Genomic DNA, 21,969 nt, shown 5'->3' with positions numbered 1-21,969 from the left:
CAGACAGGCTTGGAGAGTCATCGTCGCGCCAACCCATAGGGAGACATGACGATGAAAGTGCATGGCAGCACCCAGAACTATTTCAGCGCCCCGATCCGCAGCAACCAGCAGGATGCGGATTCCGACGACAGCACGCCCTTCAGCCTGCCTGATGACGGCGAGCAGCAGGACAAATCGCAGGGACCGTCGATCGCATCCAGTAGCGGCATCCCCTCCTCAATTTCATCGGCTTTCTGGCTTAGCCAGATCGGCGCAACGTCGACTTCGGCAGCCGACGGCAGCGGTGCAGAAGACGATGGATCGAGCGCCATCGACGGCAGCAGCAAGACGGCTTCATCCAAGAAATCCAACCAGGACATTCTGGACGAATTCAGCAAGTGGGCGAACATGACGCCCGCGCAGAAAATCCGCGCGCAATATCTGGAAGCACACGGGCTGACGGAAGAATCCTTCAGCCAATTATCGGCCGAAGACCAAAAGGCGATTACCGATCAGATTGCCGCTGAGATCAAGCAGAAGCTCGGCGTCGGAAACACCGATGGCGACAGCGAGAAAGAAGCAGACGGCGCAGCCTCGGCCTTGTCCTTGGTCTGAACTTATTGCGACGCTACATGAAGGCGATGCGATCCTGATTCACATCTCGATCGCATCGCCTTGTTTTATCTAGCGGATTTTCGTTACTGCCCGACCATGCCGACGACGATTTTGCTGATCTCGGCGAAGGCCGCTTCCACATCCTTGGCAGGCGCCGTGGTTTCCGCCACAAAGGTCGTCACCAGAACCGGCCCGCGCTCCGGCGGCCAGATGACGGCGATATCGGCATATGAGCCATTGTTGCCGGTGCCGGTCTTGTCGCCGATCTTCCATTCCTTGGGCAGTCCTGCGCGCAGCCGATTATTTCCAGTGGTATTTCCGACTAGCCAGTTGACCAGTTGATCCCTGGAGGTTTCCGACAGCGTGTTGCCGAGTGTCAGGAGGCCGATCGTATCCAGCATCGCATCGGGCGTGGTCGTGTCACGCGGATCGTCCTTGGTCGCTTGGTTGACGTCGGGCTCATTGCGATCGAGGCGTGTCTCCGTGTCGCCGGTTGAACGCAGCCAAGCCGTGAGCGCCGCCGGACCACCAAAGCTTTCCAGCAGCAGATTGCCGGCGGTGTTGTCGCTGAGCGTGATCGCTGCGCCGCAGAGTTCCGCGACAGTCATGCCCTCGGTGCCGGCATGCTTCTCGGTTTCCGGGGAATAGGTTACCACTACGTCTTTCCCGTAGGTGACGCGGCGGTCCAATTTTTCGACCCCTTGATCGACCCGCGCCAGCACGAAGCCGACGGCAAGAGCTTTGTAGGTACTGCAAAGGGGAAACCGTTCCTCTTCGCGGCTTCCGAGCGAAATATTGGTCTCCGTGTCGAGGACGGAGACCCCAAGTCGTCCGCCGATCTTCTTCTCCAGGGCCGCCAATTGCTTGTCGACATCGTCGGTCAGCTGCGTATTGCCCTGCGCGCCGCCATCGCCGTCCGGCGACTGTCCGTCTGACGGCATTGCAGTATTATCCTGAGGAGCAGGCGCGGGCGTGGTGGCGGCCTGGGCAAAAAGCGCTTTCGGAGCGAGCGTCAGAGCAGGAGCAAGCAGAGCGGAACCTGCCACAAGGCGGCGACGGGTGAGCAATATGGGCATTCGAAAGCCTCCAGCAGAATCGGACCGGATTGTGGGCTATGCGAGGAATATGGCAAGCCTCCGGCCGGCCCGATTGCTACCGGATTTTATGCCGCCTTGTCGACTGTGACTTCAACGGTGACGTGAGAGAGTTCGTGAATGTTGGCCGGCCGCGTCTCGATCGCGCCGCGGATTTCGCCCGGCAGATCCTCTCCTTGCAGAATGAAATCGAGCGGGACGGCCAGCTGAATCGGCTGCCGAGCAGAAGCGCGGCAATGGCGAGAACCGGGGTCATCGACCGCGTGACAGCGGGCCTGTTCGCTTTCCGCATGCAGCACCTCCCTGCACGGACGCTCGGCCTCGAACGCACGCTCCACGGCATCCATCTGACTTTGAGGCGGCGGACGCGCAATAACAGCCTGGCTTGCTGACGTGTGATGTGGGACATCCGGATCTCCAGTTGTATGGATGGCTATTGCTCCCTGCCCTTGCAAAGACGAGCGATCAGCGGCATATATAGCTCTAGAGACTAGAGATTTTCGCCTTAGACGAGGCCATGGAAATGCTCTCTCTCATTTTGTTACGCAATTCCGGGCGCAAAACGGCTACGCACTTTTGCTGGAATTGCTCTGGAGGTATCGGAGACGAGAGATGCTGACGATCGGTGATCTATCCAAGCGTACCGGCGTGAAAGTGCCGACGATCCGCTATTACGAACAGATGGGCCTGATCTCGGAGCCTGATCGCAGCGAAGGCAATCAGCGGCGCTATTCCAAGGCCGATCTGGAGCGCCTGGCCTTCATCCGCCATGGGCGCGATCTCGGTCTGACGATCGATGCCATCAAGGAGCTGATCTCGCTCAGCCAGCACCCGGACCGCCCCTGCGTCGGCGCCGACCGCATTGCCCGCGAACATCTGGACGACGTCCGCATTAAGATCGCACAGCTGAAGCGGCTGGAGCATGAGCTCGAGCGCATCGTCTCGCATTGCGACGGCCACAGCATCGAGGACTGCTATGTGATCCGGGCGCTGTCCGATCACGGGCTTTGCGAAGCAGAGCATTGAGCCCCCATTGACAAATGCGCTGAAGCGGATCATGTAAGCGCCCATGATCACGCACGCGCTCCATAACTGCTCGTATTTTTGGCTGTACCTGTAAGGGGCGGCCAAGACAGATCATTTTGTCAACAAGCCGCCGTCAGGCGGCTTTGTTGTATCGGCAGCGTCCTGACGGCTCATTTAAAAACAAGGACGCAAATGCCATGCTAGACGATAGCGACATCTCACTTCTTCGCCCGCCCGTTCTGACCATTCGCAGCGCGCAGCCGCGAGACCTGCCCGAGCTCAACGACATGATCCGGCTTCTGGCCGCCCATCACGGCGACCCTTCCGGCTCGACGCCCGAGCAGCTCGAGCGCGATCTTTTCGGCCCGCTGCCGTGGATCACGGCGCTTGTTGCCGAAGGCGAAGATGGGCTGATCGGCTACGCCATTCTCGTGCCGCTCTACAAGGCACAGGAAGGCCAGCGGGGCATGGACCTGCATCATCTCTTTGTACGTGACGGCCATCGCGGCCACGGCATCGGACAGCATCTTGTCGACCGCGCCCGCGACATCGCCCGCAAGGCCGGCTGCAGCTACCTTTCGGTCGGCGCCGCGACAGGCAATTTCCAGGCCCATCGCTTCTACGAACACATGGATTTCAAGCCTCGTCCGGTCACCGGCATGCGCTATCTGCAGGCTCTGGCCTGATGCCGGCCTTCAACGGGATCGCCATTGGATCCTGACTTCCAGAACCTTTACGGTTTTGCGCATTCCGGATGGAAAACCGCTGCGCACGCCTCCTGGAAGTGCTTCAGCGATCGATGGCGATCCCGCGGCCAGCAAAGAACTTCTCGAATGTCTCCAGCGTCATCTCCGCATTCTCGCGCGTCGCATCGACGTGACCGGACGGATTGTGGAAGCGGATCTTTTTGCCGTCGATGGCTGTCACCAGCACCAGATGGCCGCCCTTTGCCGGCGGCTCGGTCTCGGGCCAGCGGATGGAGTGATGGACTGACGCAATGAAAAATTCAGATTGGGTGAGGATATCGACGATGTCGGTGATGGAGATCCCGGTAACGACCCTTGCCATCAGACCGAAGCGATCGCGAACGAAGGGTATAAAGGGCGCGTAGATCAGCCCCCTGATCCTGCCATCCGGCTCCTCGACATAGCCGCCATAATCCCTGCAGCCCATGGCCAGATCCATGATCGGGGCCGCTTTACCGGTGCGGGCGGCAAGCACCATCTTCAGGCAGGCCATGCCGCAGAGGTTGGCAGCCCAATGGGCATATTCCTCGATATCGCGCGCACCGGAGGACGCCCAGAGTGGATCCTTCAGCAAGGCCGCCCGCGCACCTTCGGTGACGACAGCCAGAGTCATGTCGGGCGTTTCCCATTGGCTGAAATAAGGAACCTTCTGCGTCACCCTTGCGTCCACGACCACCCTCTCCCGGTACCGAATCCAGTTGCTACAAGCTCGACGGAAAATGCGCTAGAAAAAAGGCTATCGGCTTCGATCCGCAACTGGAGGTGCATCTTGGAACAGCGGTTCACATTCGATGGCGTCGCCAAGCTCTACGATAGTGCCCGCCCGCTTTATCCCGATGCTCTTTTCACGGATACCATCGAGTTTGCGGGGCTGGAACCTTCAGACCGGATGCTGGAGATCGGCTGCGGTACGGGACAGGCGACGGAAGGTTTTGCCCGTCAGGGGCTTTCGATTCTCGCCATTGATCCCGGCGAGGAGCTGCTCGCAGTTGCGCGCAAAAGACTAACGGAATTTCCTCAGGTGCGGTTCGCACAAACCACTTTCGAAGCATGGTCAGCGGAACAAGGAGGCTTCAAGCTGATAGCGGCGGCGCAATCCTTCCATTGGGTCGCGCCGGAACTGCGCCTTGCCAAAAGTGCGGCTCTGCTGGCGCCGAGAGGTGCGCTTGCTGTCTTTGGCAGTGTGCCAATGCCGCCCGAGCCGAAATTTGCGGAGAGATTTGCCGATATCTATGCCCGTCACGCCCCGCAACTTTCAGGACCGCCCGTCGAGTCCTGGTATCTGCCCGACGGCCCGTTTGCCGGGCAGCTACGGCAATCCGATCAATTCGAAGCGCCAACAGAGCATTGCTATCGCTGGAGCCGGTCGCACACGGCACAGAGCTATACGGACCTGCTTCGTACGCTCTCAAGCTACCGGCTTCTGCCTGAAGGCCGGAAGGAGGCTTTGCTTGCCGAACTGGCCGATGCAATCGCCGCCCAAAGCGATGTATTCGAACTGCATTACGAAACGCATCTCTATCTCGCCCGCCGTTCAAACGAGACCTGAGCGCCGTTCGACCTATCTCTTGGGCAGCGCCTTCAGATAGGCAGCAATCGCTTCGCGGTCCGTCGCTGGCAGGTGGGCGATGTTCTGCTGGACCTCGGCCATCGAGCCGCCGGCGGAATCGTAGTCCGGGGTGAAGCCGGTTTCGAGGTAATTGGCGATATCTCCGGCACTCCAGCCACCGATCGCCTTGGAGCCGGGCGTAATATCCGGGATTTGGCCCTTGCCCTCGGGGTTGGGCGCACCCGCCAGCCATTGGCCGCCTATGAAGCCGCCGAGACTGTCACGCGGCGTATGGCATTCGCCGCAATGTCCGGGGCCTTCCACCAGATATTGCCCGCGTTTGACCTTCTCATTCGCGCTGGCAAGGATGGCGCGCGGCTGATCATTGAGATAGAGGAACTTCCAGCTGCCCACCGCCAGCCTGATATTGAAGGGGAAGGGCAGTTCGTGCGGCGGAGCGACATTGTTGCTCTTCGGCAGCGTCTTCAGGAAGCCCCAGAGATCGTTGATGTCCTTGTCGCTCATGCGGGTATACGAGCCGTAGGGGAAGGACGGATAGAGATGCTCGCCTTGCTTGCCGACGCCCTGTTTCATGGCATTGCCGAAATCGGCAAGTGTCCAGCTGCCTAGCCCGGCCTTTTCGTCCGGCGAGATGTTCGGCACATGGAAGGTGCCGAAGGGGCTGGTGAGCGCCAGACCGCCCGAAAGCACGAGCTTGGCATCGCCCTGAGCGCCGGACGCAGCATGACAGCTCGTACAGCCGCCTGCCCAGAAGACCCTCTCGCCATTCTTGAGATCGGGATCGCCAAGATTGGTCCAATGGCTTGCCGGCAAGGGCGAAGGCGCCGTCACGACATAAAAGGCACCGCCGCCAAGGACGACCACGCCGAGGAGACAAAGCAGCCACCGGATAAACCGCGCCATCACAACTACCCCCTTCCGGCTTCAAAGCCGATGCGCCCCGCGCCGGTCACAAACCGGACGCGGGGCCGAAACCAACCCTGAGACGAAGCCGCGACCTACCGCTTAGTCCTTCTTGACGCGGTAGGCCTGATGACAGGCGCCGCATGCACCGCCAAGGGCCTTCAGCGTCGAGCCGACGTCTGTCTTGTCGGCCGGAAGCTGGGCGAGCGCCGTCTCGGCATCGGCGGAGAGCTTGGTGGCCTTGGCCTTGAAGTCGTCGAGGTTCTCCCAGATCTTCGGATTGACTTCGGCATCGCCCTTGTCGCTCTGCGGGTTGAACTGCTCCGGGAAAGCCTTCGCCGTTTCGGCAATCGTCGCCAGCGATGCCTTGACGATATCGGCGTCATAGGGCTTGTCGCCCTTGGCAATCGCGCCGAGAGCTCCCGCAGCGCCGCCGATCTTCTTCATCATCCCGATACGGGAATCATGCGTGCCGTCGGCTGCGACGACCGAACCCAGGGCGATGCTGGCCAAGGCCGCTGCCGCCACAATCGCTTTCCATTTCATTTCGTTCTCCTACCTATTTCCGAATGATCGAGGCCACGAAGGCGACCCGACGCATGAGTACGGGCGACATGTTTGCCGGTTTCCACTCCGGCAATGAAGTCACAAAGTGGTGAGAGCTAAGTGAAATCAGTGTCATGCTATCGACACATGCATTCGCCAAATCAATCCTCACGCCAATTTCAGGCCCTCCCAGACCGTAAATGCCGAAACCGCAACCAGCAGCAGACCGGCCGCGCGGCCGGCAAAGGCAGTTACCCTGGGGTTGGCGACCAGCAGCTCGCGGCTGCGCCCGGCAGTAACTGCAAGAGCGCCATAAACGGCAAATTGGGTTGCGATGGTCATGGCTCCCATGATGACGGCCTGTATCCACATCGGACCGTAATCCGGCTTCAGGAACTGCGGATAGACGGCGAAGATGAACAGATAGGCCTTGGGATTGATCAGGCAAGTGACCGCTCCCTGCCGGAAGGCTTTCCAGGCAGAACGGCTGCCGGCGGGCCCTTCTCCGCCGACGGTGATGGAACTGCGCATCAGCGTATAGCCGATGAAGGCCATATAGGCGCCGCCAATGACGAGCAGCGGATTGAAGAGAACGGGCACGAAATGCATCAGCAGGCCGATGCCGACCGCGCCGTTCAGCGAGTGCACCGCCCCGCCGAGCATGATGCCGCCCGTCGCGGCAAGGCCGCGATTGCTGCCGCCGGTCAGCGAATTGGCGAGCACGAACAGCATGTCCATGCCCGGCACGATGATGATCCCCAAAAGAAGAAGAAAGAAAAGCCAAAGATTCTCTGCATAACCCATGTCAGTTGCCTATCGCCCTCTCCATGAAGAGCGGAGAGGAAATGATTGATTTTCAAGTCGATAGACGATCTTATATGTAAAACCAACTGACAGGGTGTTGTCAGTAGCCTTCACTTTCGGGGCGAGAAATGCGCAAGGCATCACGCCTTTTCGAGATCATCCAGATCCTGCGGCTGGCCAAAAGGCCTGTAACGGGGGCCGATATTGCCGGCCAGCTGGAGGTGACGGTACGCTCGGTCTATCGCGATATCGCCGCACTCCAGGCGATGCGGGTGCCGATCGAGGGCGAGCGCGGCATCGGCTATATCCTGCGGCCGGGTTTCGACCTGCCACCGCTGATGTTCTCGATCGAGGAGATGGAAGCGATCGTGCTGTCGCTGGCGCTCCTGGAGCGCACCGGCGACGCCGAGCTGAAACAGGCTGCCAAGCGCGTGACCGCCAAGATCGCCGGCGCCGTGCCGCCGCCACTGCGCCAGACCCTCGATGCCAATGCGCTGCATGCCTGGGGATTCGCGGCGCCCTCAGCATCCGCAATCGACCTGGCACTCGTCCGCCGTGCCATTCGCGACGAGGAAAAGCTCGAGCTTGCCTATCGCGATGAACTCGGCCGCGCCACGGAGCGCATCATCCGGCCAATCGCGCTGATCTACTATGCCGAGGCGGCGAATATCGTCGCCTGGTGCGAGCTGCGCCAAGCCATTCGCAATTTCCGCAGCGACAGGATCGAGGACTGCCAGCCGACCGGGCTCTGGTTCAAGGGCGAAGGTGACGGCCTCAGGCAGATCTGGGTGAACGGCTGGCAGACGAACGCCTCCACTGCAAACGCTTGAGATGTTGCTGGACAACGATCACGGGACCGGATCCTGTCAAGCCAAACAGCCTCTCCTCGCATGTCCGACAAGCCACAGAAGGGACGCGATCGAAAGGCGGAGGCTGCCCAGCAAGAGCTCAGCGCAGCGTCAAAGTTCGATCGACTTCGCGCCCGAAACCGGTGATCTCCAGCCGATCCTCGTAGACCGAGACGATTGCGTAGGCATTGGTGTCTTCGGTATCGACCATGCCTTTGAAATTGACGAAGTAAGTGGCGCCCGACACTCCGAAATTGCCGGCATGATTGTGGCCGTTGAGATAGGCGACGATATGGTCATGCCCGGCCAGAAGCGAGAGCATCCGCTCGCTGTTCAAGGCGTTGTGGCCATTGTCCGGGAAGACCGGATAATGGTTCATGACGACGACCTTCTCGCCTGCCGCCTTCGCTTCCTGCAGTTTCTCGGCAAACCAGTCGAATTGCCGCTCGCCGATGGCGCCGTTCCAGCGCTGGCCGTTGAGCGCTCCCGCATCGTCCAGCACCTTCATCAGCTCCTTTGCCTGCTGTCGACGCGGATCTCCTTCCGGCGGAGCGAAGACGCTGATCTCGTTGCCGTCGAGCGCAATGAAGCGATAGCCGGAATGGCCGAAATCGTAATAGGCGGAGGGCATGCCGGCACGTGCGGGCACATTGTCGAGATGCTCGGGCGCTATCGCGAAATCATGGTTGCCGAGCAGGAAGTGCTTCCGATGACGCAGCGTCTCATAGACCGGCAAGATCGCATCAAAACTCTTCCATTCGCGATCGATGATGTCGCCAAGCGTCACGACGAAGGCGATATCGTGCCGGTTGAATTCCTCTATCGCCGAACGAAGTTTGGCAAGGCTGTTCGCGGGATAGCGATTGAGGGTCAGATTGGGCTCGAGATCGGCATATTGCGGATCGGCGACGACACCGAAGCGGAAGAGCGGTGCTGATGGCATTCAGCCTCCTTGGGCGGCATCCTTGGAACGCCAAGCGGCCCACGAATACGTCAATATGGGCTGACGATACGAAAACACCCGACGCCATCAAGACGCCGGGTGCGAAAGCCAGCCTTAGCGGCAGACCTTACTTCGTGGCGGCTTCGTAGCGCTCCAGGACGTAGTCCCAGTTGATCAGGCTGTCGATGAAGGCTTCGAGATACTTCGGACGCAGGTTGCGGTAGTCGATGTAGTAGGAGTGTTCCCAGACGTCGACGCCGAGAATCGGGTCTGCACCATGAACCAGCGGGTTTTCGCCGTTCGGGGTCTTGGAGATTTCGAGCTTGCCGTTCTTGACGGAAACCCATGCCCAGCCCGAGCCGAACTGCGTGGCGCCGGCAGCGGCGAAATCAGCCTTGAACTTGTCATAGCCGCCGAGATCGGAATTGAAGGCAGCTTCGAGCTTGCCCGGCAGCTTGTTGCCGCCGCCGCCCTTCTTCATCCACTTCCAGAAATGGATGTGGTTGTAGTGCTGGGCAGCATTGTTGAAGAGGCCTGCATTGGTGCCGAAAGACTTCTTCACGACTTCTTCGAGCGACAGGTCGGAAAGACCGGCTTCGGCAGCGAGCTTGTTGCCGTTGTCGACATAGGCCTTGTGGTGCTTGTCGTGGTGATATTCGAGCGTCTCACGCGACATGAACGGCGAAAGGGCGTCGTAATCGTACGGAAGTGCAGGCAATTCGAAAGCCATGGTCATATCTCCTCTTGGCAGAAAATTGCGGTCGGCAGGTGACCGGAACATAGGAGCGGTCGCCAGGAAGAGCAACCGGCGACATGCCAAAAAAGTTGCCTGCAGGAGCAAAAATTGCCTTATTTTCAATTGGGTATAGCATCTACTTTAAAACTAACCTTATTGAATACATCGGTATCGGGATGCACGCCGCGACACCGGGATGGAATGTCGACAAAGGCAGGAGCCGCAGCTAGTTTCGCCGGAGTTCGCCCTGATGAGAAATTCCCCGTGACAATCGCTTGCCTACACACTGCCGAAAGCAACATTGCCATCTATGAGACTGCAGCGAGGGTGCTCGGACTGCCCGATGGTACGCTGCGTCACCATGTCCGTGCCGACCTTCTTCTCTCCGCCGAAGCGGCCGGACGGTTGACCGAAGAGATTTCCGGCGAAACGGCTGCTCTCCTTTGGCATCTCGCCGAGGATGCCGATGCCGTGGTGCTCAACTGCTCAACGCTCGGACCGGCAGCGACGAAAGTGGCACCGGGCGCGGCGGCACATATTATTCGAGCGGATGCTACGCTTGCCGACGAGGCCGTCAGGGCTGGCGGCAAGATCATCGTACTATGCACAGTGGAAACGACGCTCGCCCCGACGACGGCGCTTTTCGAGGCGGCGGCGAAGGCGACAGGCGCCGAGATCGAGGTTCGGTTGGTGCCGGGTGCCTGGGCGCTGTTTCGTGCCGGTGATCTGTCCGGCTATCTCGCGTCGATAGCCGATGCCGTCAAGGCAGCATACGGCGAAGGTGCTGTCACCATCGCCTTCGCGCAAGCGTCCATGACCGATGCAGGGCGTCTTCTGCCGGAAGGCTATCGGCAACCGATGAGCGGTCCGGTGACTGCGCTTGCGGCAGCCATGGCGAAGATTGCGGGCTAGTTTTTACAGGTTTCGGCCGAAATAGACGTTCACCTCCAAGATGCGATCACCGGCAAAGCGGATCAGCTCGACATTGCGAAAGCTGCCGCCATCCATCTTCTCGGCGCGATAGCCGACGATCACATCGTCGCCATCGGCCAACAGATGTTCGATATGAATGTCGCGGAAGGTCTTTTCCTTCGGCCAGCATTGCTCGAAGTAGCTCTTCCGGTCGATATGATCGTCGCGCGGGCTGGAAAAGGTGAAATCCGGCGCCAACATCGCATCCACGATCTCGGGACGCTGGGCCAGATAGGCGGCGAAGAGGCGTTTGACCGTGTCGCAGCGGGCATCGTCCAGGGAATTCGTCATGTGTCTCCTCCTTGGCAGCCGGTGGCGTCATGTCCGTCCGGCAGATACCGATTGCAAAACGCAATCGGTTAATAACATAAGGTGAGCGAACCAACAAGGCGGTTTGCGGACTTGGCATTGCCTTGGACGTGGTCCAAACTCCGCGCCAACCCCATCGAAGCAGGAAGCCATCGCCGTGTCCGAGGCTCATCATCACATGTTGGAAAAGCTGCGCCGCTTGGCAGCGAAGGACAACCGCCCGGCGGTCACGCCGACCGGCGTCGGCAGCTATTCGACGCTTTTCACCTTCGTCACACGCGAACGCGAGCGCATTGCCGGCTCGGCCTTTTCACAGGTCTCAATCGTCGCCGTGCTCGAAGGTTCCAAGGAAATCGTCAGCATGGGACGGCAACGGCACTTTACGGCTGGCACGGTGATCGTGCTGCCCGCCGGCTGGAGCGGTGATGTGGTCAACGACCCAGATCCACAGACGGGCGTGTATCGGGCGATCTTCATTACCTTTCCCGAGGAGTTGACGCGCCGGGCGGCAAAGGCATTTCCACCTGCCCAGATCGCCACACAGGCGGAGTTACCCCTTGATCCATTGCTGGCGGCGGCCATCAGCCATGCCGGTGAAGGCATTGCTGAGGGCAACATGCCGACCCCTTTGATCGAGCACAGGCTTCTCGAAATCCTCATGGTGCTCGGATTGCGCGGCGCCCTGCCCGGCTCGCCCGAGACCACAGCCGAGGCTGTGCGGGCGCTGGTGCGCTGGCAGCCGGATCGCTCCTGGACGGCCGATCTCATTGCCGCTGAACTCGGCACCAGCAATGCGACACTGCGCCGCCGTCTGTCGCGCGAAGGCGCAGCGTTGCGCGATGTTCTCGCAAGCGAGCGCGTGGCGCTTGCAACGACCCTTCTGGCGGAAGACGGGTTGTCTCTGCGCGAAGCGGCCCTTGCCACCGGCTATCGCTCGCCACGCCGCTTTGCCGATCGACTTCGCAGCGCGTGAGCGTTTCCGACCGCATTTTGAGCGTTTGCGTGCGCAGTCGCTCGTTCCGAATTTGTTAGACCCTGTCCTCGAAGGCTCACAGGAGCCGCAACATGAAAGGGCAACATCATGAAAACCATGCTCAAAGTTCTGAACGCCATTGCCATCACAGCTGCCGCCGCCACGCCGGCGCTCTCGGCCGATCTCAAGGTGACCTTCGCAAAGAGCAACGGCCGGATGCTGCTGCCGGAGAACGCCTCCTGCATCGCGACGGGATCCGACAAGTCGGCGCCCGGACCGAACAAAAGCCTCGGCGTCTCTTGGTCGAAGGGGCCAGAGGGAACCCGCTCCTATGCGGTGACCATGGTCGACCCCGACGTTCCCACCGATTTCTCGCTGTTCAACAAGGCTGACAAAACCATTCCGAAAGACTTCAAGCGGATGGAGTTCGTTCATTGGGTGCTGGTCGATATCCCGGCGTCGCGCACCAGCCTTGCCGAAGGCACGGACGGAGACGGCCCTTCCTCAGGCGGCTTGCCGCTTGAACGCACGGCCTACGGACGGCGCGGTCAGAACGGAGCCGGCGGCGGCAATTTGAGGAATGGGCCGCATGGCGGCTACATGGGCGCCTGCCCGCCCTGGAATGACGAGCGCATTCACAGCTACCACGTCACCGTCTATGCCCTCGACGTCGACCAACTGAAGCTTCCCGATCTCTTCACCCGCGCCGATCTGATCGCCGCCGCGAAGGGGCACATCCTGGCATCGGGCAGCCAGGAATTATTTTACACATTGAATGCAAAGGCCGAGAAATGACCGAGACGAGATGGGATGCAATCGCACCGGCTGAGCCGGAAACCGCACATTGGATGCGGAACCTGATCATCTGCCTCGTCGGTTCGTTCACCACGATCGTGGCGATGACACTGCTGCTCCCCTTCCTGCCGCTCTATGTGGAAGAACTCGGCGTCAGTGATAAGGCCGCGATCGTGCAATGGTCCGGCATTGCCTATGGCGCCACCTTCTTTGCCGCCGCTTTTGTCGCGCCGCTCTGGGGGCGGCTCGGCGATATCTACGGCCGCAAGCTGATGCTGATCCGCGCCAGCCTCGGCATGACGGTCGCGATCTCGCTGATGGGCATGGCCGGCAATGTCTGGCAGTTGGTGGCGCTGCGGCTGTTCACCGGCCTTGCTGGCGGCTATGCCTCGGGATCGATGGTACTGGTGGCCGCGCAGACACCGAAGCATCGTTCCGCATGGGCGCTCGGCACGCTGTCCGCGGGCATCATGGCGGGCAATCTGGTGGGACCGCTGATCGGCGGCGCGCTGCCGCCTGTTATCGGCATTCGCGGCACCTTCCTGCTGGCCGGCGGCGTGATCTTCTTCACCTTCCTGGCAACGACCTTCCTGATCAAGGAGGAGAAATCCACGGCGCGGAAGAAGGCGGCAAAGGCAAGCGGCAGTTGGGCCTCCATTCCGGACAAACGTCCGGTCATTGCCATGCTGTCACTCGGCCTGCTTTTGATGCTCGCCAATATGTCGATCGAGCCGATCATAACAGTCTATGTCGCGCAATTCGTCACGGACGCCAACGTGACGATGGTGTCGGGCATCGTCATGGCCGCTGCGGCGCTCGGCAGCATCCTGTCGTCCTCCTGGCTCGGCAAGCTCGCCGACCGCATCGGCTACTGGAGCGTCATCATGGCGGTCCCTGCCGTCGCGGCGCTGCTGCTCATCCCTCAGGCCTTCGTCACGTCGGCCTGGCAACTGATCGCGCTGCGCTTCCTGATGGGCATTGCGCTCGGGGGGCTCCTGCCCTGCATCACCGCCGTCATCCGGCACAACGTTCCCGATGCGGCGACGGGTAGCATCCTCGGCCTTTCCATCTCATCGCAATATGTCGGTCAGGTGGCAGGGCCTGTGATGGGCGGCTTTGTCGCTGGCCATATCGGCATGCGCGCCGTCTTCCTGGGCACATGCGTGCTGCTAGCGCTCGGCGCGGTCTATTGCTGGTGGGTGAGCCCGAAGAGGGAAACGGAATAGCCTCGTCAGCGAAAATCGCTAGCCGTCAGGATGTAGAGGCGCCGTCGCGTGTAGCCATAGGCTTTCGCGGCGGCCTTCTGAATCACATCACGTCCGGCATCGAAGGCGGCAAGGTAACCCGCTTCGGTGCTGGCTCCCGGAAAGACATCGGCATCGACGAGAAACGGAACCTCGAACATGCCGTCATGACCGGTAAAACGGATTCGGTTTGCCGAAGCGTCGTAGCTACGGCTGCGGTTAGGAAAGTTCAGGCCCATCGTCGAGTACTCCATAACAAAACAGATCCGGCGTCCCAAAGAGGGCAGACGGCTTCGATTGCTTTCGATGTCACCAGGTCAATCCGAACAGCATCGAATAGATGACGAAGCCGATCGCTGCGACGACGCAAAGCTGCAGGAACAGCCGTGATAGTCGAAAAGATAGACGGAAGCAGGAAGGGAGATCTTCATGGCGGCCTCCTTAGTGGTTGTGCCGACCAAATTCACAATAGCATAAAAGCTGTCTTCGCGCCGCTTATTTTGGATTGAGTTCGCGCCTAGATTATCGCCATGGATCTTCGCTTGCATCTCGCAAACCACGTCGACAACCTTGGGAAACATCAGTGCTACCGACTTTTGAAACCGACCGGCTGATCCTGCGCCCGCGTGCGATGAAGGATATCGAGGATTGCCTCGCCATGGATCGCGATCCGGAGGTGACGAAATTCATTCCGGGGCCGTGGAACGATCCGGAGGCGCACCGACTATTTCTGACGGGCCGCATCACAGCTGATTTCGGAGCGGGTCTCGGCTATTGGTCAATCTTCGCCAAGAAAAATCGTCAGCAATTTCTCGGCTGGGTTTTACTGATCCCCGCAGATGCAGTCGGACCGGAAATAGAGATCGGTTGGCGACTGAATAGAACCGCCTGGGGCAAGGGGTTTGCGACGGAGGCAGCAAGATCGGTTCTTACCCACGCCTTTGCTACGCTCCGCCTCGAATATGTGATTGCCGATATCGCTCCCGGCAATGTTGCGTCGATACGAGTTGCCCAAAAACTTGGCCTCTCGGCAAGGCATGAGACGAGATATCTCGATCAGCCGTTTGCATCCTATCAGATCGACAGGGCCGCCTTCGAAACGAACGCATCAGCATACTGATCCGGCGGAAAGCTCGGCGCCACCGGATCAGCGCTTCAGAACGTTGATAGAGCGCTCACTCTTCGCTGGCGCTGCGGCCGTGTGCCCAATCCATATAAAGCTCCAGCGCCTTGCGGGCGACCGGTCCTTCCTGGAATTCGCGATCGTCCAGGCGCTTGACCCCGACAACCTTGGAATAATTGCCTGTCGTGAAAACCTCATCAGCGGCCTTGAACTGCTCCACTGTGAGCGTTTCTTCACGGACGTCAAAACCTTCCTGGCGCAGCAGGCCGATGACACGGGCGCGAGTGATGCCGGCAAGGAAGGTGCGGTTGGCGATCGGCGTGTAAACGATGCCGTCCTTGACCATGAAGACGTTGGATGCGGCGGTTTCGGCCACGTTGCCGTTCATGTCGCAGACGAGCGCATTGTCGAAGCCGCGCTTCTTCGCTTCCAGAATCATGCGGCCGCTGTTCGGATAGAGCGAGCCTGCCTTGGCGTCGGTCATCGCCGTTTCCGGCGACGGGCGGCGGAAGGGCGAAACGGTGAGCGTGATGCCGCCATTGCCGCCGAGCGGCGCTTCGAACAGGCAGAGCGCGAAACGCGTCGATTCCGCATCGACCGCGACAACGCTGCCGGCCGAGCCATGCTCGCCCCAATACATCGGCTTGATGTAGATCGGCGTCTTGCCGTCGAACTTCTTGATGCCTTCCCAGGCGAGCGCTTCGATCTCTTCAGCCGTCTTGACCGGCTTCAGGCCCATGGCAACGGCAGAACGGTTGACACGCTGGCAATGCAGATCGAGATCGGGCGCGATGCCATCGAACCAGCGCGCGCCGTCGAACACGGTCGAGGCGAGCCACATGGCATGCGAGGTCGGCCCGATGAGCGGCGGATTGCCGGAGAGCCACTCTCCTTCGACATGGGTCCAGGTGGTGGAGCGGGGCGACGTATCGACGGACATGGGTGTTTCCTCTCTTTGAGCGGCTCAGCTTTTCACGTAATCTGTGAACCGCTCCATCTTTTTGTTTTTACGCAATTCCGGACGGAAAACCGCTACGCACTTTTCCCGGAATTGCTCTGGTGGCGAAGAGCAAATAGCCGCGCAATCTCAGGGTCAAGCAGAAACTGCGCGGCAAAATCCATTTGCAACAAAGCGCCCGATACCGCATTCATAGCGCAATTTTCATGCGCCGAAACAACAACTTGACGAATGGGTTCATCAGGAAAAATGATGGACCGTACGGATGGCAGGCAAACAGGGAGAACTCCGATGAAAGCGATGTATTACGAGTGTTTCGAGGCAACGCCCGAGATCCGTACCCTGCCCGATCCGACGCCGGGCGAGGACGGTGTTGTTATCGCCGTCGGCGCGACCGGGCTCTGCCGCAGCGACTGGCATGGCTGGATGGGGCACGATCCGGATATCAAGCTGCCGCATGTGCCGGGCCATGAGCTCGCCGGCAAGGTCGTCGCGACGGGTCGCGGCGTCGTCCGTTTCAAGGTCGGTGATCGCGTCACCGTTCCCTTCGTTTCCGGCTGCGGCCACTGCGCCGAATGTCATTCCGGCAACCAGCAGGTCTGCCCGAGCCAATTCCAGCCGGGCTTTACCCACTGGGGTTCCTTCGCCGAATATGTTGCGATCGATTATGCCGACACCAATCTCGTTCACCTGCCCGAGACGATCGACGATGCGACAGCGGCAAGTCTCGGCTGCCGCTTCGCCACCTCGTTCCGAGCCGTTGCCGACCAGGCAAAGACACGGCCAGGCGAATGGATCGCCGTGCATGGCTGCGGCGGCGTCGGCCTTTCGGCAATCATGATCGCAAGTGCCCTTGGCGCCAATGCCATCGCCATCGACATTTCCGACGAGAAGCTGGCCTTCGCCCGCGAATGCGGGGCCGTGGCGACGATCAATGCGGCTAGCGTGGCTGACGTTAGCGAGGCGGTGCGCGAGATTACCAAGGGCGGTGCCCATGTCTCGATCGATGCGCTCGGCCACCCCACGACCTGCTTCAACTCCATCAAGAACCTGCGCCGCCGCGGCCGGCACGTGCAGGTCGGCCTCATGCTCGGCGACTATGCTACGCCGCAAATCCCCATGGCGCAGGTCATCGGCCATGAGCTGGAAATCTACGGCAGCCACGGCATGCAGGCCTGGCGCTACGATGCCATGCTCGACATGCTTGCCGCCGGCAAGATCGCGCCGCAGAAGCTCATCGGCCGCAAGATCAGCCTGGAAGAGGCGGTTCCCGCGCTGATGACGCTCGACAAAGCCGAGGGCAAGGGCATCAGCGTCATCACGCAATTTTGAACCCAGCCCTTGAGGCGCAGGAAACCTCAGGATTGACCTAGCTTTTGCGGTTCAACCGAACGATGAAGGCGCGCTTTCGAAAAACTGTCATGCAATCGGGATAGACTCTTTCATCTAGTGCCCTTGCACAAATGTCATTTCGTGCCCAGATTGCCGCCCATGCCCGATAGCGAGCCTCATAGTTCCTGCTCCAGGAAAACCGGCCCGACAAATAGCGATCCGGATAGCGACGGCTGTATCAGCCGCGCGATGGCAATGGCGCGCGGCATCTCACTCGACAAACAGAAGGAAAGAATTGGCGGGCTCGTCACGGCCGGCGCCAAGCTTGCACATTGATGATCTTCGACTGGCTATCCGACCCTTCCGCCTGGATCGGTCTTGCTACCCTGATCGTTCTCGAGATTGTTCTCGGTATCGACAATCTCGTCTTCATTGCGATTCTGGCCGATAAGCTGCCGCCGCACCAGCGCGACGCCGCCCGCATGATCGGCCTGGCACTGGCGCTGATCATCCGCCTCGCGCTGCTTGCCTCCATCGCGTGGGTCGTGACGCTGACGACGCCGCTGATCTCCGTCTGGGGCTTCGGTCTCTCCGGCCGCGATCTCATCCTGATTTTCGGCGGCCTGTTCCTGCTGTTCAAGGGCACGATGGAGCTGCACGAGCGGCTGGAAGGGCATGAGGCGCAGGGCGAGAAGAAGCTCGTCCACGCCGTCTTCTGGCAGGTGATCGTGCAGATCGTCGTGCTTGACGCGATCTTCTCGCTCGACAGCGTCATCACGGCCGTGGGCATGGTGCAGGAACTCTCGATCATGATGGTCGCCGTCATCGTCGCGGTCGCCGTCATGCTGTTCCTCTCGAGGCCGCTGATGGCCTTCGTTTCGAAACATCCGACCGTGGTCATCCTCTGCCTCGGCTTTCTGATGATGATAGGCTTCTCGCTGGTCGTCGAAGGCTTCGGCTTCCATGTACCGAAGGGCTATCTCTATGCCGCCATTGGTTTCTCGATCATCATCGAAACGCTGAACCAGCTCGCCCGCCGCAACAAGGAGCGGCTGATCACGCCGAGCAATATCCGCAATCGCACAGCCGATGCCGTGCTCGGACTTCTCGGCGCCAAACGACCGCAGGGTACGCTCGGCGAGCCCGCCGAGAAGAGAGCCGAGCAGACCGTCAACGAAGAAGTGTTCTCCACCGAGGAGAAGGATATGATCCATGGCGTGCTGACGCTTGCCGACCGTTCGGTCCGCTCGATTATGACGCCGCGTACTGATATCGCCTGGCTGGATCTCGACAAACCGCGGGCAGAGCAGCAGCGCCGCGTCATCGAGATGGGTCATTCGCGCTTCCCGGTCGTGCGCGGCAGCCTCGACGATTTCGTGGGCACCGCCAGCGCACGCGACGTCCTGCGCGACCTCATGGAAAAGGGCGAGATCGATGTGGAACGCTCGATCCGCCAGCCGCTCGCCGTGCACGAGAGCATCAACGTTCTCAAGCTCATGGAGCGGTTGCGCCAGACAAACCAAGCGATGGCACTGGTCTTGGACGAATATGGCGAGATCGAAGGACTAGTGACGACGACGGATCTCTTCGAGGCAATCGCCGGCGAATTCCCCGACGAGGAGGATGAGCGGCTGACGATCGACAAGGGCGAGGATGGGTCGCTGACCGTCGACGGCTGGATCGACATTCGCCATCTCTCCAAGCTGGTCGGCATCGATCTTGTTGACGAAACCGATCGCTACTCGACCCTTGCCGGATTCATCCTGTGGGGCCTCGGCCATTTTCCGCACGAAGGCGAGCGCTTCAACTCCGGCCGACTGGCCTTTGAAGTGGTCAAACTCAATGGCCGAAATATCGACAAGGTCCGGATCCAACCGTTGGAATATGCAATCTAGAAGAGGATAGACTCATGGCATGGTCTGCTGGCCAGTACGTGAAATTCGAGGATGAACGCACGCGCCCGGCGCGGGATCTCCTGGCGCAGGTGCCGCTGGCAAGCGTCGAGCGAGCGATCGACCTCGGTTGCGGCCCAGGCAATTCGACGGAACTGATCGTCGAGCGATACGGTGCCGTCGGCGTCTCTGGCCTCGATAGCGACGACAACATGCTGGAAGCGGCGCGCAAGCGCATGCCCGGCACGGTCTTCGCCAAAGCCGATCTCGCGACCTGGCGTCCCGAGAAGCCTGTCGACCTGCTCTTTGCCAATGCCGTCTTTCAGTGGCTGCCGAACCATCTCGATATTCTCGACCATTTAATGGATGGCCTGAAGCCGGGCGGCGTGCTTGCCGTGCAAATGCCGGACAATCTGAACGAGCCAAGCCATCTTATAATGGAGGAAACCGGCAAGAGCGGTCCATGGAGCCAAGTCTTTGCCAAGAAGAGCGTGCGCCGCAATCCGCTTCCCGCCCCCTCGGTCTACTATAGCAGGCTGATCGGCAAATCGGCTCGGGTCGATATCTGGCACACCAACTACAATCACGCGCTGGAAAATGCGGCTGCGATCGTCGAATGGGTAAAGGGCACAGGCCTGCGCCCCTATCTCGACCATGCCGGCGCCGAGCATCGCGATGCTTTCACCGCCGAGTATCTGAAGCATATCGAGAATGCCTATCCGCCGCTGGCCGATGGCAAGGTGCTTTTGCGCTTTCCCCGGCTCTTCATGATCGCCGTTAAGAAGTAGGATACTCCCTCCCCCAAAGTCTGCCGACGGCGCCGCGCGCCACATCTGGCGCGCAAAGGTCACTGTAACACGTTAAATCTGCTGCATAATTTTGTCCCTAAATCGATTTCGATTTAAGGAATTATGCAGTAGAACATCAGCAGCCAAAGCTGAAACAGCAATAGCTCCGAGGAGATAGTCGATGTCGTCCAGAAGCCCCCTTTATGGCCGCCGCAAGGAGAAGCGCTCATGACCACCCCCGACGTCGCACCCGCCCCGCCACTGACATTCGTAATCTTCGGCGCCGCTGGCGATCTCACCCGGCGCCTGCTTATCCCGACGCTGATCAACATGACCCGCAGCGGGCTTGTGGGAGAGGATCTGCACATCCTCGGCGTCGGCATCGAGACCGGCGGCGTGGACATGCTGCTGGGGCGGCTGGAAGCCTTCCTCAAGACCTCCGGCGACATGGATGATCCACAGCGTCAGGCCGCGTGGCAGAGCCTGAGCAAGCGCATCAGCTATATCTCGGGCGATTTCACGCAGAACGGCGTCTACAAACAAATCGCCGATTACCTATCGAATGCACCAAGCGCTAATGCGGCGTTCTATTTCGCCGTACCGCCGCAATTCTTTGGCGACATCGCCGAAAAGCTATCCGAGAACGGGCTGATGAACGAGGCGACCGGCGCCTTCCGCCGCATCGCGATCGAGAAGCCCTTCGGCCACGATCTTGCCTCGGCGCAGGCCCTAAATGCGCGGCTGCTTAATCATGTCCACGAAAGCCAGATCTACCGCATCGACCATTTCCTCGGCAAGGAAACCGTCCAGAACATCATGACGACGCGCTTCGCCAACATGATGATCGAAGCCTTGTGGAACAACAACTATATCGACCACGTGCAGATCACGGCGGCCGAGCTTGTCGATGTCGGCACCCGCGGCAAATTCTATGACGCGACCGGCGCGCTGCGCGACATGGTCCCGAACCATCTCTTCCAGCTGCTGGCGATGGTGGCAATGGAGCCGCCGAACAGCTTCGATGCGGAATCGATCCGCAACGAAAAAGGCAAGGTGCTGAAAGCCTTGCGCGCCTATTCGCGCGAAGAAGCAGCCCAAAACGGCGTGCGCGGCGCCTATACGGCCGGCCCGATCGCCGGCCGCGATCTGCCGGCCTTTACCCAGACGCCGGATGTATCTCCCGATAGCAATACCGAAACCTTCGTGGCGCTGAAGCTTCTCGTCGACACCTGGCGCTGGGCGGGCGTACCGTTCTATCTGCGCACCGGCAAGGCGATGAAGGCGCGCGATACGGAAGTGGTCATCACCTTCCGCCAGGTACCCTTTGCGCAATTCCCTCGTCACGGCACCCAACCGGAGCTGCCTCCGAACAGGCTGATCATCCAGGTGCAGCCTGACGAAGGCCTGGATATGGAAATCTCGATCAAATCACCGGGGCTGGTGCTGAAAACCGCGCCGGTTTCACTCGACTTCCGCTACGCCGACAATTTCGACATCGGCAAGCAGACCGGCTACGAAAGCCTGTTCTACGAACTTTTCGTCGGCGACCAGACCCTCTTCCAGCGCGCCGACGGCATCGAGGCAGGCTGGGCGGCCGTGCAGCCCTTCCTCGATCTCTGGGCCGAAGGCGGCAAGCCCGATCCTTATGCTCCCGGCAGCTCAGGCCCGGCTTCCGCCGACGAACTCATCGAACGCGATGGCCGCAAGTGGCACCAGATCGACGGGGCCGCGAGCGGTAAAAGAGTTTGAGGCTGAAAACGGGCCGGTGTCGGT

Annotated in this window: 25 protein-coding genes; 14 read left to right on the top strand and 11 right to left on the bottom strand. The window is 60.2% G+C overall.

Annotated elements, in window-relative coordinates; translation table 11 throughout:
- The first annotated feature begins 45 nt into the window (after window positions 1-45).
- Entirely contained in the window at window positions 46-594 is a 549-nt protein-coding gene (locus GGD46_RS01825; protein WP_246806181.1) for a hypothetical protein, read from the top strand.
- An 83-nt stretch (window positions 595-677) separates the two neighbouring features.
- Here the strand turns inward: GGD46_RS01825 and bla are convergent, their stop codons facing one another.
- On the bottom strand, window positions 678-1,670 hold the full coding sequence (bla, locus tag GGD46_RS01820) for a class A beta-lactamase (protein WP_184701247.1): 993 nt from the start codon (window positions 1,668-1,670) through the stop codon (window positions 678-680).
- Window positions 1,671-1,756: 86 nt separating this feature from the next.
- Window positions 1,757-2,035, bottom strand: a complete 279-nt coding sequence (locus GGD46_RS33710; RefSeq protein WP_246806180.1) for a hypothetical protein — start codon at window positions 2,033-2,035, stop codon at window positions 1,757-1,759.
- Between the two features lie 265 nt (window positions 2,036-2,300).
- Here GGD46_RS33710 and GGD46_RS01810 point away from each other — a divergent pair, with 265 nt between their 5' ends.
- Entirely contained in the window at window positions 2,301-2,714 is a 414-nt protein-coding gene (locus GGD46_RS01810) for a MerR family transcriptional regulator (RefSeq protein WP_184701245.1), read from the top strand.
- Window positions 2,715-2,911: 197 nt separating this feature from the next.
- On the top strand, window positions 2,912-3,400 hold the full coding sequence (locus GGD46_RS01805; RefSeq protein WP_184701244.1) for a GNAT family N-acetyltransferase: 489 nt from the start codon (window positions 2,912-2,914) through the stop codon (window positions 3,398-3,400).
- Between the two features lie 103 nt (window positions 3,401-3,503).
- Here the strand turns inward: GGD46_RS01805 and GGD46_RS01800 are convergent, their stop codons facing one another.
- Window positions 3,504-4,130, bottom strand: a complete 627-nt coding sequence (locus GGD46_RS01800) for a C39 family peptidase (protein WP_313206281.1) — start codon at window positions 4,128-4,130, stop codon at window positions 3,504-3,506.
- A gap of 99 nt (window positions 4,131-4,229) precedes the next feature.
- Here GGD46_RS01800 and GGD46_RS01795 point away from each other — a divergent pair, with 99 nt between their 5' ends.
- Window positions 4,230-5,009: a class I SAM-dependent methyltransferase gene (locus GGD46_RS01795; protein WP_184701242.1), complete on the top strand. Its 780-nt coding sequence runs from the start codon at window positions 4,230-4,232 to the stop codon at window positions 5,007-5,009.
- A gap of 12 nt (window positions 5,010-5,021) precedes the next feature.
- Here the strand turns inward: GGD46_RS01795 and GGD46_RS01790 are convergent, their stop codons facing one another.
- The 3 genes from GGD46_RS01790 to GGD46_RS01780 all read right to left on the bottom strand — a co-directional run bounded on the left by GGD46_RS01790 (window position 5,022) and on the right by GGD46_RS01780 (window position 7,283).
- Complete coding sequence (locus tag GGD46_RS01790; protein ID WP_184701240.1) at window positions 5,022-5,936, bottom strand: cytochrome c; 915 nt, start codon at window positions 5,934-5,936, stop codon at window positions 5,022-5,024.
- Between the two features lie 99 nt (window positions 5,937-6,035).
- Window positions 6,036-6,479 (bottom strand): cytochrome c, encoded by a 444-nt coding sequence (locus tag GGD46_RS01785; protein WP_184701237.1) that lies wholly within the window; start codon window positions 6,477-6,479, stop codon window positions 6,036-6,038.
- Between the two features lie 168 nt (window positions 6,480-6,647).
- Window positions 6,648-7,283 (bottom strand): LysE family translocator, encoded by a 636-nt coding sequence (locus tag GGD46_RS01780; RefSeq protein ID WP_184701235.1) that lies wholly within the window; start codon window positions 7,281-7,283, stop codon window positions 6,648-6,650.
- 128 nt (window positions 7,284-7,411) lie between these two features.
- On the opposite strand from GGD46_RS01780, the gene GGD46_RS01775 reads away from it, so the two are divergent.
- Window positions 7,412-8,113, top strand: coding sequence for a YafY family protein (locus GGD46_RS01775; protein ID WP_184701233.1), 702 nt, complete (start codon window positions 7,412-7,414; stop codon window positions 8,111-8,113).
- 118 nt (window positions 8,114-8,231) lie between these two features.
- Here the strand turns inward: GGD46_RS01775 and GGD46_RS01770 are convergent, their stop codons facing one another.
- Both GGD46_RS01770 and GGD46_RS01765 read right to left on the bottom strand, forming a co-directional pair.
- Window positions 8,232-9,074, bottom strand: coding sequence for a metallophosphoesterase (locus tag GGD46_RS01770; RefSeq protein WP_184701231.1), 843 nt, complete (start codon window positions 9,072-9,074; stop codon window positions 8,232-8,234).
- A gap of 127 nt (window positions 9,075-9,201) precedes the next feature.
- Entirely contained in the window at window positions 9,202-9,804 is a 603-nt protein-coding gene (locus GGD46_RS01765; RefSeq protein ID WP_184701229.1) for a superoxide dismutase, read from the bottom strand.
- Window positions 9,805-10,074: 270 nt separating this feature from the next.
- On the opposite strand from GGD46_RS01765, the gene GGD46_RS01760 reads away from it, so the two are divergent.
- Window positions 10,075-10,722, top strand: a complete 648-nt coding sequence (locus GGD46_RS01760; protein ID WP_184701226.1) for an Asp/Glu racemase — start codon at window positions 10,075-10,077, stop codon at window positions 10,720-10,722.
- A 3-nt stretch (window positions 10,723-10,725) separates the two neighbouring features.
- Here GGD46_RS01760 and GGD46_RS01755 read toward each other — a convergent pair whose 3' ends face one another.
- The gene (locus GGD46_RS01755) at window positions 10,726-11,073 is read right to left on the bottom strand and encodes a nuclear transport factor 2 family protein (RefSeq protein ID WP_184701224.1); all 348 of its coding nucleotides are present in this window, start codon (window positions 11,071-11,073) and stop codon (window positions 10,726-10,728) included.
- A gap of 175 nt (window positions 11,074-11,248) precedes the next feature.
- Here GGD46_RS01755 and GGD46_RS01750 point away from each other — a divergent pair, with 175 nt between their 5' ends.
- The 3 genes from GGD46_RS01750 (at window position 11,249) to GGD46_RS01740 (ending at window position 14,085) form a co-directional block, all read left to right on the top strand.
- Complete coding sequence (locus tag GGD46_RS01750; RefSeq protein WP_184701223.1) at window positions 11,249-12,064, top strand: helix-turn-helix transcriptional regulator; 816 nt, start codon at window positions 11,249-11,251, stop codon at window positions 12,062-12,064.
- A 108-nt stretch (window positions 12,065-12,172) separates the two neighbouring features.
- Window positions 12,173-12,859, top strand: coding sequence for a YbhB/YbcL family Raf kinase inhibitor-like protein (locus tag GGD46_RS01745; protein WP_184701221.1), 687 nt, complete (start codon window positions 12,173-12,175; stop codon window positions 12,857-12,859).
- Window positions 12,856-14,085, top strand: coding sequence for an MFS transporter (locus GGD46_RS01740; protein WP_184701219.1), 1,230 nt, complete (start codon window positions 12,856-12,858; stop codon window positions 14,083-14,085). Before GGD46_RS01745 ends, GGD46_RS01740 begins: the two co-directional genes overlap by 4 nt.
- Window positions 14,086-14,090: 5 nt before the next feature.
- On the opposite strand, the gene GGD46_RS01735 is transcribed toward GGD46_RS01740, so the two are convergent.
- Complete coding sequence (locus tag GGD46_RS01735) at window positions 14,091-14,342, bottom strand: DUF1488 domain-containing protein (protein WP_184701217.1); 252 nt, start codon at window positions 14,340-14,342, stop codon at window positions 14,091-14,093.
- A gap of 344 nt (window positions 14,343-14,686) precedes the next feature.
- On the opposite strand from GGD46_RS01735, the gene GGD46_RS01730 reads away from it, so the two are divergent.
- Complete coding sequence (locus tag GGD46_RS01730; RefSeq protein WP_184701216.1) at window positions 14,687-15,223, top strand: GNAT family N-acetyltransferase; 537 nt, start codon at window positions 14,687-14,689, stop codon at window positions 15,221-15,223.
- A 55-nt stretch (window positions 15,224-15,278) separates the two neighbouring features.
- Here the strand turns inward: GGD46_RS01730 and GGD46_RS01725 are convergent, their stop codons facing one another.
- On the bottom strand, window positions 15,279-16,166 hold the full coding sequence (locus tag GGD46_RS01725) for a branched-chain amino acid aminotransferase (RefSeq protein WP_184701213.1): 888 nt from the start codon (window positions 16,164-16,166) through the stop codon (window positions 15,279-15,281).
- A 309-nt stretch (window positions 16,167-16,475) separates the two neighbouring features.
- Here GGD46_RS01725 and GGD46_RS01720 point away from each other — a divergent pair, with 309 nt between their 5' ends.
- The 4 genes from GGD46_RS01720 (at window position 16,476) to zwf (ending at window position 21,945) form a co-directional block, all read left to right on the top strand.
- Window positions 16,476-17,516, top strand: a complete 1,041-nt coding sequence (locus GGD46_RS01720) for a zinc-dependent alcohol dehydrogenase family protein (RefSeq protein ID WP_184701211.1) — start codon at window positions 16,476-16,478, stop codon at window positions 17,514-17,516.
- A 335-nt stretch (window positions 17,517-17,851) separates the two neighbouring features.
- A complete protein-coding gene (locus tag GGD46_RS01715; RefSeq protein WP_184702207.1) occupies window positions 17,852-19,411 on the top strand; it encodes a TerC family protein in 1,560 nt (519 codons plus the stop codon).
- Window positions 19,412-19,425: 14 nt separating this feature from the next.
- Window positions 19,426-20,196: a trans-aconitate 2-methyltransferase gene (gene tam / locus GGD46_RS01710; RefSeq protein ID WP_184701209.1), complete on the top strand. Its 771-nt coding sequence runs from the start codon at window positions 19,426-19,428 to the stop codon at window positions 20,194-20,196.
- 228 nt (window positions 20,197-20,424) lie between these two features.
- Window positions 20,425-21,945, top strand: a complete 1,521-nt coding sequence (gene zwf, locus GGD46_RS01705) for a glucose-6-phosphate dehydrogenase (RefSeq protein WP_184701206.1) — start codon at window positions 20,425-20,427, stop codon at window positions 21,943-21,945.
- The last annotated feature ends 24 nt before the right edge of the window (window positions 21,946-21,969 follow it).

This window comes from Martinezella lusitana, assembly GCF_014207095.1.
Lineage (GTDB): Bacteria > Pseudomonadota > Alphaproteobacteria > Rhizobiales > Rhizobiaceae > Rhizobium > Rhizobium lusitanum_B.
This window is presented reverse-complemented; position numbering and strand designations above follow the sequence as displayed.

Excerpts from the sequence above, each read along its gene's own strand:
- GGD46_RS01775 (WP_184701233.1), top strand. The coding sequence starts at position 7,412 with ATGCGCAAGGCATCACGCCTTTTCGAGATCATCCAGATCCTGCGGCTG.
- GGD46_RS01725 (WP_184701213.1), bottom strand. The coding sequence starts at position 16,166 with ATGTCCGTCGATACGTCGCCCCGCTCCACCACCTGGACCCATGTCGAA.
- GGD46_RS01745 (WP_184701221.1), top strand. The coding sequence starts at position 12,173 with ATGAAAACCATGCTCAAAGTTCTGAACGCCATTGCCATCACAGCTGCC.
- GGD46_RS01765 (WP_184701229.1), bottom strand. The coding sequence starts at position 9,804 with ATGGCTTTCGAATTGCCTGCACTTCCGTACGATTACGACGCCCTTTCG.
- zwf (WP_184701206.1), top strand. The coding sequence starts at position 20,425 with ATGACCACCCCCGACGTCGCACCCGCCCCGCCACTGACATTCGTAATC.
- GGD46_RS01805 (WP_184701244.1), top strand. The coding sequence starts at position 2,912 with ATGCTAGACGATAGCGACATCTCACTTCTTCGCCCGCCCGTTCTGACC.
- GGD46_RS01740 (WP_184701219.1), top strand. The coding sequence starts at position 12,856 with ATGACCGAGACGAGATGGGATGCAATCGCACCGGCTGAGCCGGAAACC.
- GGD46_RS01825 (WP_246806181.1), top strand. The coding sequence starts at position 46 with ATGACGATGAAAGTGCATGGCAGCACCCAGAACTATTTCAGCGCCCCG.
- GGD46_RS33710 (WP_246806180.1), bottom strand. The coding sequence starts at position 2,035 with ATGGATGCCGTGGAGCGTGCGTTCGAGGCCGAGCGTCCGTGCAGGGAG.
- GGD46_RS01755 (WP_184701224.1), bottom strand. The coding sequence starts at position 11,073 with ATGACGAATTCCCTGGACGATGCCCGCTGCGACACGGTCAAACGCCTC.
- GGD46_RS01785 (WP_184701237.1), bottom strand. The coding sequence starts at position 6,479 with ATGAAATGGAAAGCGATTGTGGCGGCAGCGGCCTTGGCCAGCATCGCC.
- GGD46_RS01810 (WP_184701245.1), top strand. The coding sequence starts at position 2,301 with ATGCTGACGATCGGTGATCTATCCAAGCGTACCGGCGTGAAAGTGCCG.
- tam (WP_184701209.1), top strand. The coding sequence starts at position 19,426 with ATGGCATGGTCTGCTGGCCAGTACGTGAAATTCGAGGATGAACGCACG.
- GGD46_RS01720 (WP_184701211.1), top strand. The coding sequence starts at position 16,476 with ATGAAAGCGATGTATTACGAGTGTTTCGAGGCAACGCCCGAGATCCGT.
- GGD46_RS01735 (WP_184701217.1), bottom strand. The coding sequence starts at position 14,342 with ATGGGCCTGAACTTTCCTAACCGCAGCCGTAGCTACGACGCTTCGGCA.
- GGD46_RS01770 (WP_184701231.1), bottom strand. The coding sequence starts at position 9,074 with ATGCCATCAGCACCGCTCTTCCGCTTCGGTGTCGTCGCCGATCCGCAA.
- bla (WP_184701247.1), bottom strand. The coding sequence starts at position 1,670 with ATGCCCATATTGCTCACCCGTCGCCGCCTTGTGGCAGGTTCCGCTCTG.
- GGD46_RS01715 (WP_184702207.1), top strand. The coding sequence starts at position 17,852 with ATGATCTTCGACTGGCTATCCGACCCTTCCGCCTGGATCGGTCTTGCT.
- GGD46_RS01780 (WP_184701235.1), bottom strand. The coding sequence starts at position 7,283 with ATGGGTTATGCAGAGAATCTTTGGCTTTTCTTTCTTCTTCTTTTGGGG.